The 9,736-nt window shown below is 39.9% G+C and carries 11 protein-coding genes; 5 read left to right on the top strand and 6 right to left on the bottom strand.

All coding sequences use genetic code 11. The annotated features are described in order from the left end of the window. Positions 1 to 51: 51 nt before the first annotated feature. A complete protein-coding gene (locus BK820_RS14485) occupies positions 52 to 366 on the bottom strand; it encodes a rhodanese-like domain-containing protein (RefSeq protein WP_004816007.1) in 315 nt (104 codons plus the stop codon). 91 nt (positions 367 to 457) lie between these two features. Between BK820_RS14485 and BK820_RS14480 the strand changes: the two genes are divergently transcribed. Then, positions 458 to 946, top strand: a complete 489-nt coding sequence (locus tag BK820_RS14480) for a YajQ family cyclic di-GMP-binding protein (protein WP_004816006.1) — start codon at positions 458 to 460, stop codon at positions 944 to 946. 27 nt (positions 947 to 973) lie between these two features. After that, a complete protein-coding gene (locus BK820_RS14475; protein WP_071321298.1) occupies positions 974 to 1,486 on the top strand; it encodes a DUF4442 domain-containing protein in 513 nt (170 codons plus the stop codon). 202 nt (positions 1,487 to 1,688) lie between these two features. Here the strand turns inward: BK820_RS14475 and BK820_RS14470 are convergent, their stop codons facing one another. The 3 genes from BK820_RS14470 to BK820_RS14460 all read right to left on the bottom strand — a co-directional run bounded on the left by BK820_RS14470 (position 1,689) and on the right by BK820_RS14460 (position 3,463). Then, a complete protein-coding gene (locus BK820_RS14470; protein WP_218954330.1) occupies positions 1,689 to 2,060 on the bottom strand; it encodes an acyl-CoA thioesterase in 372 nt (123 codons plus the stop codon). Between the two features lie 74 nt (positions 2,061 to 2,134). Next, positions 2,135 to 2,566 (bottom strand): thioredoxin TrxC, encoded by a 432-nt coding sequence (gene trxC / locus BK820_RS14465; RefSeq protein ID WP_071321297.1) that lies wholly within the window; start codon positions 2,564 to 2,566, stop codon positions 2,135 to 2,137. After that, on the bottom strand, positions 2,567 to 3,463 hold the full coding sequence (locus tag BK820_RS14460) for an alpha/beta hydrolase (protein ID WP_071321296.1): 897 nt from the start codon (positions 3,461 to 3,463) through the stop codon (positions 2,567 to 2,569). A 124-nt stretch (positions 3,464 to 3,587) separates the two neighbouring features. Here BK820_RS14460 and BK820_RS14455 point away from each other — a divergent pair, with 124 nt between their 5' ends. Together BK820_RS14455 and BK820_RS14450 are read left to right on the top strand one after the other, a co-directional pair. After that, positions 3,588 to 3,923, top strand: coding sequence for a protein tyrosine phosphatase family protein (locus BK820_RS14455; RefSeq protein ID WP_071321295.1), 336 nt, complete (start codon positions 3,588 to 3,590; stop codon positions 3,921 to 3,923). Beyond that, positions 3,916 to 4,338, top strand: a complete 423-nt coding sequence (locus BK820_RS14450) for a protein tyrosine phosphatase family protein (RefSeq protein ID WP_071321294.1) — start codon at positions 3,916 to 3,918, stop codon at positions 4,336 to 4,338. The genes BK820_RS14455 and BK820_RS14450 overlap by 8 nt, the downstream gene beginning before the upstream one ends. Positions 4,339 to 4,493: 155 nt before the next feature. Here the strand turns inward: BK820_RS14450 and BK820_RS14445 are convergent, their stop codons facing one another. Continuing rightward, positions 4,494 to 6,497 carry an Ig-like domain-containing protein gene (locus BK820_RS14445; RefSeq protein WP_004815999.1) on the bottom strand — a complete coding sequence of 668 codons (2,004 nt, stop codon included), beginning with the start codon at positions 6,495 to 6,497 and terminating at the stop codon, positions 4,494 to 4,496. A 154-nt stretch (positions 6,498 to 6,651) separates the two neighbouring features. Here BK820_RS14445 and BK820_RS14440 point away from each other — a divergent pair, with 154 nt between their 5' ends. Beyond that, positions 6,652 to 8,034 (top strand): dihydrolipoyl dehydrogenase, encoded by a 1,383-nt coding sequence (locus tag BK820_RS14440; RefSeq protein ID WP_071321293.1) that lies wholly within the window; start codon positions 6,652 to 6,654, stop codon positions 8,032 to 8,034. Here BK820_RS14440 and BK820_RS14435 read toward each other — a convergent pair. Next, positions 7,997 to 9,613 carry a Na/Pi cotransporter family protein gene (locus BK820_RS14435; protein WP_071321292.1) on the bottom strand — a complete coding sequence of 539 codons (1,617 nt, stop codon included), beginning with the start codon at positions 9,611 to 9,613 and terminating at the stop codon, positions 7,997 to 7,999. The two genes, BK820_RS14440 and BK820_RS14435, sit on opposite strands and share 38 nt — an antisense overlap. Between the last annotated feature and the right edge of the window lie 123 nt (positions 9,614 to 9,736).

Raw genomic sequence — 9,736 nt, 5'->3', positions numbered from 1 at the left:
AATTGTGGGACAGCAATGGCCTGAAGGCGCTTTTTTCTTTTTAAAGCTTAATCAGGCACCCTGTTCCAGCGGCAAGCCTGCATCACGGGCAGCACGTGTACCCCCCATCAGGATGACATATTCACGAGAGCTGTCGAAACCCTCTAGTTTTTCAGCAGCACGAGGGGCTTTACTACCTCCACCACACAGGATATAAATCGGCTGATCCGTGGACACTTGAGTAAGGCTATCTGCTGAAAGATCGTTAATGGGCTGGTTTACCGCACCCTTAATATGTGCTTCAGCAAAAGCATTAGAATCACGTACATCCCAGATTACAGCACCTTCTGGGAACTCAAATGTTGTAATTTCTTGTTTACGGATCATTGCGCACTCCTTTGATGTAAACAACACTTGGCAAATGAAGAAAACATCCCTAGCATCTCAGATATTCTTTCCATTTGTAAAGGTCTAAACTATGCCTTCTTTCGATATTGTTTCTGAATTAGAAATTTTTGAAGTAAACCATGCAGTTCAAAACACGCAAAAAGAAATTGCGACCCGTTTTGACTTCCGTGGTCAGGACGTTTCAATCGAGCTGAACGAAAAAAATAAAGAAATCAAAATCAAGACTGAAAGTGATTTCCAGTGTGAACAAGTTTATAGCATGTTAGAAAATCACTTCTTTAAACGTAAAGTAGATATTCAGGCGCTCGATCCGCAAAAAGGTGCACCTTCAGGTAAAAACTATATCCAGGTGATCAAACTGAAAGACGGTCTTGACTCAGATACCGCAAAAAAAATTAATAAAGCCATTAAAGAAAGTGGCATTAAAGCGCAGTCTTCTATCCAAGGCGACAAGATTCGTGTGACCGATAAAAAACGCGATACTTTGCAACAAATTATGGCGTTCCTCAAAGAACAGCAATTTGGTGTGCCTTTACAGTTCAACAACTTTAAAGACTAAGACAGTCTATTTTCGGATAATAGAACCATGGCCAAAAGCAATCGACTCTCCAAACTGGTAAAAGCAAGTTCACGACTTCCACAAGGCATTCGTACTGCACTGCTGAGTAAAACCTTTGGACGTGTAGTGCCGATGGTCGGTTCTGCCCGAATTCGCTATGAACAGGTGAGCCATGATCAGGTCATGGTCAGCATGGCCAATCATAAGGCTATGCAGAACCATATTGGTCAGGTTCATGCCTGTGCCATGGCACTGCTTGCAGAAACAGCCACAGGATTTGTCACCGCAATGAACGTGCCTGATTCTGCAGTCGTCCTCATCAAAAGTATCAAAATTGATTATAAACGTCCTACCCAGGGGGCAATGCGTGCTATAGCCACTCTGACTGCTGAACAGCAGCAATTGATGCAAAGTACAGATAAAGGCGAAACATTGGTGCAGGTCGTCATAACAGATGAATCTGGCAAAGCACCGATTCAGTGTGAAATGCTCTGGGCCTGGATCGCTAAATCGCAACTTAAAAATAGAGTTGCTTCTTAATATTTTAATAATCTGTACTAACTAAATTGGGATCGAGTTAAAGCATTCTTATTATTTATAGAGATGATGACTACCATACCCTTCTGAGCTTAATAGGATTTGATCTTTAGCTTTAAAATCAGGACAAGTTTTAAAATCAAGATTTTATGATTTAATTTTTCAAAAATAAAAAACCAGACATCTCGTCTGGTTTTTGCATTCATCAATTCGCTTGTTGAGCATCAATGAACTTTTGTTTTGCTTCATCCGGAATCAGGCGCTTATTGCCTTTGACATCCACGGCAACAAAGGTAAATACCCCTTCAGTAACACGTACAGGTGGACGGGAATCATCGTGACTGTCCCATACTTCAATTTGCATTTGAATCGAGGTATTCCCCACCTTCAAAATCTTGGTATAACAGCTGATCACATCACCGACTTTTACTGGCACCAGAAAAGTCATCTGATTAATTGAAATTGTCGCACAACGTCCCTTAGAAAAACGTTCTGCGTGAATTGCACCGGCCAAGTCCATTTGTGAAACAATCCATCCACCGAATACGTCACCGCTCCAGTTGGTATCTGCTGGCATTGCAATCGTCTGTAGGGAAAGAATTCCCTCTGGTTGTACATGAGAATCTGACACGTTAACTCCAGGCCTGGGTATTAAGATTTGGCATTCAGCTGCTGATCCAGCCACTGTTGTAGCTGTGATGCTCTGAGTGCGCCACTTATTCTAGCAATTTCATCAGTTTTATTCATCAAAACCAGTGTCGGAATACTACGAACATTAAATGCAGCACTGAGTCTTGGGTTCGCTTCCGTATCAATTTTGGCAAATACCACATTTGGATACTGCTGCGCTACCGTTGCAAAATGCGGAGCCATCATTTTGCACGGACCACACCAGTCCGCCCAGAGATCGATCAGAATCGGTAAATCACTACCAGTCACGAACTGGCTAAAATTCTGTTCATTCAGTTCAATCGGCGCAAGTGGAATCAGGCCCTGATGACACTGGCCACATGCAGGACTCGCGGTGAGTTTATCTTCAGGCACACGGTTTTTGGCCTGACATGACGGACATACAATGATCATCTAACGAACTCCAATATATTGATGTAAGAATTCTAATTGGGTCGAAATTGCTTTTTCAAACCATTCACCATGATATATATCGAAGTGTCGCATATTCCACTCATGATATTGGGCAAATGGTGCGATATTGGTTACCGTTTCACGGCTAGACTCAATCGGAATCAGGCTATCCTGTTGCGCAGCGATAAACAGAACCGGTACTGTAATTTTACGCACATCCTGAATCGGTCGATAGCGGATCAGTTTAAAGAACACCCGGGCTGGTATTTCCCCACTCCAGTAATGGTCTGGATGAACAATTGATAGATAACCTTCGTAGCTATCGGGTGTTGGCAAGAAACAGAGTTCATTCTGGGCCACGACGGGTAAAGTTCGTGGCGTCATCCCGACTTTAGAGCCCATATAATCTTGACTGGAAATTTTCAGCGCTTTAGGCAGCTGCTGTAAAGGATACAACCTGGCACTTTCAGCACCATCCACAAATGGGACTTGGACCATAATGGCCTGTACATCTTTGGATTCTGCGGCAAGTGTTAGTACATATCCGCCACTCAAACTCGTTCCCCAGAGCACAATACGTTTAGCATCTACGGATTTACGTGCTTTAACGTGAGCAATCATGGTTCGCCAGTCTTCAAGCTGGGCTTTAATTGAAACCAGTTCTCGTGGTCGTCCGGTACTTCCACCCCAGTAGCGATAATCAAACAAAATGACGGCATAACCCGCTGCTGCAAAACGTTGGGCATATTTGACCAGTTCAAAATGACGTAAGGCAGCCAGACCATGTGCCATTAAAATGACTGCTGGTTTGTGTATATTCTTGGGACGATAAAAATCGGCAGCAATGACATCTTGACCGCTTTTGACATACAGTGGTTCAACTGTATATACATGCATACGCGCTCCGTTGCGTTATTTTATGATGGTATTCGTTTATAAAAATTTCAGATCTTTCTGCTCATTTTTGAGCTTAATGCTATCATAAAGCATATCTTTATAAATGAAATGATGGAGTGACATCATGAGTGAAAATGTAGGCTTTGCAGGTCAAATTGGTCCAGAACATATCGAACAGGTAGTTGAGAAAGGTTTTAAATCCATTATCAATAACCGCCCGGATATGGAAGGTGGTCCGGATCAGCCAACCAGTGCACAAATTGAAGAAGCTGCTCGTGCAGCAGGTCTGGATTACGTGCATCAACCTGTAGTTGCAGGTCAGATCACTGAACTCGATGTCCGTACTTTTGCCAATCACTATAACGAACTGCCAAAACCCTTATTGATGTTCTGCCGTACTGGTAACCGTTCTAATAACCTGTACCAGATCGCAAAACAAATGGATTTATTGGATGACTAATCCCTTCTTCTGGAAATATGCAATACTTGGACTAGGTCTAAGCTTTGCTACGCTCAGTTTTTCTGCAGAATTAAGCCGGCCATTAACCCCTACAGTAAGTGTAGCTGGACAAATGAATAGCATTAAGTTTCAAGAATTAATGAAACAGGGTTTTAAGTCTGTCATTGTCAATCGTCCAGATCAGGAAACGGGTAATGAAGTATCGGTTATTCAGCTTCGTACTATCGCAGAGCGCCATCATGCCAGTGTAATTTATCAGCCAGTGATTAGCGGAAAAATTACACAACAGAACATTGAAGAATTTTCCAAATACTATAATGACTTACCTAAACCCATTTTAATGGTTTGCCGTAGTGGTACACGCTCTACTGCCTTGTATTACAAGGCGAAGGACCAAGGATTAATTCATGAATAAAGTTTTACTGATCATTTGTTTAAGTTTTGTTGGTTGTAGTTCGATGAATGTGAAACCGACGGTGGGTGTAAGTGTGGGAACGTCCCTTTAATTTTTAATGACAAGTTCCCATAAAAAACAGCGCCGAGGCGCTGTTTTTTATACAAATATAATTTCTATTGATAATCTACATAAATTGTTGATACTTTACTATCTGGCGAAGAAACAGAAACTTTCAACGTATCTCCTACCGCACATTCTTTTAGACGATAGCCATAATAACTTTGATTACTATTTTTGAAAGTGCTTGGTGTCAAAAGATCAAAGACATTTGCGACAGGTGAACTTCCTGTTGCTAACTCTGCAGTACAAGATAAATTATTAGCTTTTGTATTATCCTCAGGCGTAACACTTATTGTGGTACCTGTTGGCATAGGCACACTTTGAGCGCTATTTCCATACATATTAAAAGACAATAAACTTCCACTTGCCTTTACATTAGTAAAGGTTGGTGTATTTTCAGCAAATGCAAATAATAATTGCTGACGGATGACCGTATCTAAATTATCGTCACATGTGTCTGCGATATTCGGCTGTCTAATTGTAGATGGAGCACAGGTCGCTTTGTTTCCTAATACCGCACGATTATAAAGAAATTCACCAATACCATAATCTTTGTTATATTGATTATCCTCGTTATCGTCACGGAAAAAGCTACCAATATTACTAAGAAGTCGATCTACGCCTTTAGTATAAAGATTATCGCCATCTAAATCTGTAAAGCTTTTATCACCCTCAACATAAGCCAATACAGTCACACGATTATCTAAAGGACGAGGTTCTTGTGTTGTTAGAGTTACAGAACATACTCCTTGGACTGTTGAACAATTAGGTTCAACCTTCCCTCCCTCAGAAACAAAGCTAATTACTGTACCATCTGGAACAGGGTTCCGTGTACGATCAACCATTCTCGCTGTAATAGTTGCAGTGTCACCATCAATTACATTCTGTAATGAATTTTTAGATACTGATAAACTTAATCCATCTTGAGTTACTCGACCAATGGATACAGATACATTTTTAGATACAGCCGAAACATTTTTGTCTGAAACTAAAGTTGCTCTTATCTCTACAGGCCCAGGTTTATCTCCTGGATAAAGATTCACAATCACTTTACCATTTGAATCACTTTTTATAGTTTTGTTATTTTGATTTCCAAATGATACGAACGATAAATCTTCTGGTGCTTGTACTTTCTCAATCAAAACATCTTGATCTGCTATAGGTACACCATTTGCATACAAAGTAAATTCAATTTGACCAGATGATGCTGAGCCACTTTTTCTAATCCCCAAATTAACTTTATTAGATGTATATACTAGTGAATTAGCTTCAAGTGCCTTAATACTGACATCAATTCCAACTTCTGGGATATTTAAACCTGTTGCCGAAATTTTTTGTGTTCCTGTACAAAGCTTTCCATCTGTACCAATCGCTTTATAAGTTGTCGTAACATTTCCTTGATTTGATGAAACAACTGTAGCAGGTTCAAATTTACCACATGGTGCAGTGAATTCGACATTGACATTATTCTGATTGACTTTTGTATTTGCATCTTGCGTTTTTAACGTGATATTTGTTGAACCACCAGATTCTAATTGAGTACTAGCTGCCGTTAAATCGACTAAAATAATATTGGTTGCTTGAAGTGAGAAATTAAGTGCTGGTGTTGATGCTTCGGTACCATCAAAATCTGCAACTGCAGAAATTTGATAGGCACCATTGGTATTTAAGTTTTCAGGTTTAACTGAGATACTCGCTTCACCATTTGTATTTGTTAAAACAGCACCATTGGAACTACCTAAAACAACACCACCAGTCACTGTAAATGTAACTAATGCACCACTAATTCCTTTACCCGACTGATCAGTTACTTTGACTTGAGCGCTCACACCTTCTGCAGCGATTGCCTGAGTCAAGTTACCATTTCGATCAATCAATTGTATAGTACTAATATTAACAGATTTTACTTCTTCACCTGTGCTAGGGTTCGTAGTAATATTTCCAGAACTAGAGCCATCATTATTATAGTAACCATCACTTCCACCGCCCCCGCAGCCTGCTAACATTAGTGCCAAAGTAAGAGCAGATAATTTAATACCTAATTGTTTACTAATCATTTAAATCCCCAAGACCCTCTATTATAGAGTTTGTTATCAATCTTTATTCATTATGCGATATGTAATCATAGTTAAGCATTTATGTAAATAAAGGTAAGCTAAATGTTTTTTATGCTAGCTTATATTCATAAATTGATTTCAATAAGAGCAATTAATGTACGACCTCATCATTATCGGTGCAGGCACTGCAGGTATCACTGCCTATAAAGAAGCAATCAAACATACGGATAATATTCTGATCATTAATGCTGGCCCTTGGGATACGACCTGTGCACGCGTCGGATGTATGCCAAGTAAAGTTTTAATTGCTTCAGCCAATCGTATGCACCTGATTCAGCATGCACATGATTTAGCTTTAAATATTGATAGTGAAGTTACCCCGAACAATGTCATGTCACGTGTTCGTGAATTACGTGATTTCTTTACTCAAGCCACCCTTAAAGAAGTCAATCAATGGAATCCAAAACATAAAATTTCAGGTCATGCCAAATTTGTAGATGCCCAAACAATAGAAGTAGATGGACAATATTATCAAGCTAAAAGTTTTATTTTAGCTGTAGGCTCACGACCAAATATCGATTCAAAACAAAAAGAAGTACTCGGTGAGCGACTTCTTAGCTCTGATGAGGTGTTTGAGCTTCCTACCCTACCTGAGTCACTGGCAGTGATTGGTAGCGGAGTGATTGCCATTGAGCTTGCACAAGCCATGCAACGCTTAGGAGTCAAGACCACTGTATTTGCCCGTAGTCAAAAAGTCGGTTCTCTTACAAGTCCAGTGCTTCAGGAACTTGCTCAACAGCAACTCAGTTCAGAACTTGAGATTAAATTTAAAACTGTTCCTGATGAAATGATCCGACAAGGTGATCAAGTCCAGATAAAATTTAAGCAAAATGATCAACCAGAAAATTTAGAGGTTGACTATGTATTAACTGCAACTGGAAGAAGCAGCAACCTTGATCAACTCGACCTGAAAAAAATTGATCCCTCATATACAGACATCAAAAATCTTCCAATTGATCTTTCTACAAAACAGTTAGCTAACTATCCAATTTTTATTATTGGTGATGCAGCTCCTGATGCTCCAATTCAGCATGAAGCTGCATATGCAGGTAAAAAAATCGTTAAAAATTGCCTAAATTATCCAGATGTACAAGCAATTCCAAAACTTACCCCTTTGGCGATTGTGTTCAGTCAGCCTGAAATGGCTATTATTGGAAAAAATTATCAGCAATTACAAAAAGCAAAAACTGATTTCGTTACAGGTTTTGTTTCTTATGAAAGACAGGGCCGAGCGCGGGTGGAAGCTACAAATATGGGTGGTGCTGAAATATATGTAGACAGATCTACGCGTAAACTTTTGGGTGCAGAACTATTTGGTGCACAGGCAGAACATCTAGGTCATCTTCTTGCCTGGTTAATTGGTGAAGGAGTGACAATTGATCAGATCCTAGAAAAACCATTCTATCATCCGACTCTAGAAGAGGGCTTACGTACTGCACTCAAGCATGCGCGTCGTCAGTTAGCTGATCAGCATTGAGTTCATTTTCACTTAATACATTTACAAAGCGCTGGCTATGGGAAATTAATCGATCCAGCCAGCGATGTGCTGCAAGTAATTCCAAGGTTCTGGCAGCACTCAATTGATTGCTAGAAGCATACTGATTAATCTTTTCACGAAGTTCAGCATGATGTTGTTTCGCCCATTGTTCCAGCAGAATCAGTTCATTTCGTAACATGCAAATTTTATCATAATCCTTTAAATCTGCAGTTTCCTTCCAATAATTATCAAAAATTTCAACAAAATCCAATAAAACTTGATATAAAGCAGGTTGAGTTCGTATATCTAAACTATAGGATAATTGTTCAAGATCACTGCGGAATACATTGAGATAGACCACTTTCCTGAGTAAGGCCAATAAACGTGCTTGCTCTTCGGTATTTTGAGACACGGTAATTTGAGCCAAATATTGTTTAAGCTTTGCAATGAGTTCATCTTGTTGTTTGAGTTGATTGGCTGCAACCAGCTGTCCATCTTTAAATGCCGCAATAAACCAGCCATATTGTTGCCATACTATCTGATCAATGACATGTTCAGCATTCGCAACTGCAACTGCGGGTACTGAAAGACTCGACTCATCCAGAGACTGAATTAAACTGTCCTCATCAGTAGGAATGAGCCAAGTCAAAAAATGCTTAAACTGTTCGATGAAAGGCATTAATAATACAGCCCCACATAAACTAAATGCCGTATGAAAAGCTGCAACAATTACTACAGAATCCCAAGAAGCCAGCAAGTGACCTTGGTGGGATAACCAGAGAAAAAGTGGAATTAAGACCAGGAAGGCAAAAGTTGCACTGCTCAGATTAAAAATCACATGTACTGCAGCCGTTCTTTGTGCATTGCTATTCGCCCCAATTGCCGCCAAGACTGCCGTAGCTACAGTTCCAATATTTTGACCAATAACCAACAAAAGTGCCTGTTCTAGCTGAATAATCTGGCTTGCCAATGCAGTAATTGTCGTCGTAATTGCGGCACTAGATGATTGTAAAATTACCGTCATCACCAAGCCAATCAAGACTAATAATAATTTTGAGAAAAAGTTTTGGGTGCTAAATATAGAAAGATCTATACGATTTGCCAGGCTAGACATTGCCACCTGCAATAACTCAATTCCAAAGAAAATCAGACCAAATCCCGCAATTACAAGCCCAGTCAAAGCCAGCCGACCCTGAGCTAAGATCTTGAGTAATGCGCCCGCTGCAATTAAGGGTAAAGCGAATTTTCCAATCGAGAATTTGACACCAAGCAGTGCTACCATCCAGCCAGTACTAGTGGTACCAATATTTGCACCGATAATCACGCCAACAGATTGAGCAAAAGTTAGTATTCCTGCACTTACAAAACCAATAGTAGCAAGTGTTGTCGCTGTTGAAGACTGCACAATCAAGGTAAAGATAATACCTGAGCTCATCGCTTTTAAAGGAGAACCCGTAAATCTACCTAACCATTGTCTCAGAGATTCACCTGCAATATCCTTCAGGCCGTCGGTCATCAAGGTCATGCCGAGCAGGAATAAACCTATTCCACCACAAAGTTGTGCAAATACATCAAACACACTTATCCCTTTTTATAATTTTTTAAGTTTTAATAATTTATATACGATAGCTGAAACTAAACCAAGCCTATCAAATACTTTAAACCCACCTATTTTTCTCAAACATAAAAAAACACCCCCTGT

This window comes from Acinetobacter sp. LCT-H3 (genome assembly GCF_001866125.1).
Lineage (GTDB): Bacteria > Pseudomonadota > Gammaproteobacteria > Pseudomonadales > Moraxellaceae > Acinetobacter > Acinetobacter schindleri.
This window is presented reverse-complemented; position numbering and strand designations above follow the sequence as displayed.

What these genes read in the sequence shown, in the direction of transcription:
- BK820_RS14460 (WP_071321296.1), bottom strand. Translation starts at nt 3,463, where the DNA reads ATGCATGTATATACAGTTGAACCACTGTATGTCAAAAGCGGTCAAGAT.
- trxC (WP_071321297.1), bottom strand. Translation starts at nt 2,566, where the DNA reads ATGATCATTGTATGTCCGTCATGTCAGGCCAAAAACCGTGTGCCTGAA.
- BK820_RS14445 (WP_004815999.1), bottom strand. Translation starts at nt 6,497, where the DNA reads ATGATTAGTAAACAATTAGGTATTAAATTATCTGCTCTTACTTTGGCA.
- BK820_RS14480 (WP_004816006.1), top strand. Translation starts at nt 458, where the DNA reads ATGCCTTCTTTCGATATTGTTTCTGAATTAGAAATTTTTGAAGTAAAC.
- BK820_RS14450 (WP_071321294.1), top strand. Translation starts at nt 3,916, where the DNA reads ATGACTAATCCCTTCTTCTGGAAATATGCAATACTTGGACTAGGTCTA.
- BK820_RS14470 (WP_218954330.1), bottom strand. Translation starts at nt 2,060, where the DNA reads ATGCCAGCAGATACCAACTGGAGCGGTGACGTATTCGGTGGATGGATT.
- BK820_RS14485 (WP_004816007.1), bottom strand. Translation starts at nt 366, where the DNA reads ATGATCCGTAAACAAGAAATTACAACATTTGAGTTCCCAGAAGGTGCT.
- BK820_RS14455 (WP_071321295.1), top strand. Translation starts at nt 3,588, where the DNA reads ATGAGTGAAAATGTAGGCTTTGCAGGTCAAATTGGTCCAGAACATATC.
- BK820_RS14475 (WP_071321298.1), top strand. Translation starts at nt 974, where the DNA reads ATGGCCAAAAGCAATCGACTCTCCAAACTGGTAAAAGCAAGTTCACGA.
- BK820_RS14440 (WP_071321293.1), top strand. Translation starts at nt 6,652, where the DNA reads ATGTACGACCTCATCATTATCGGTGCAGGCACTGCAGGTATCACTGCC.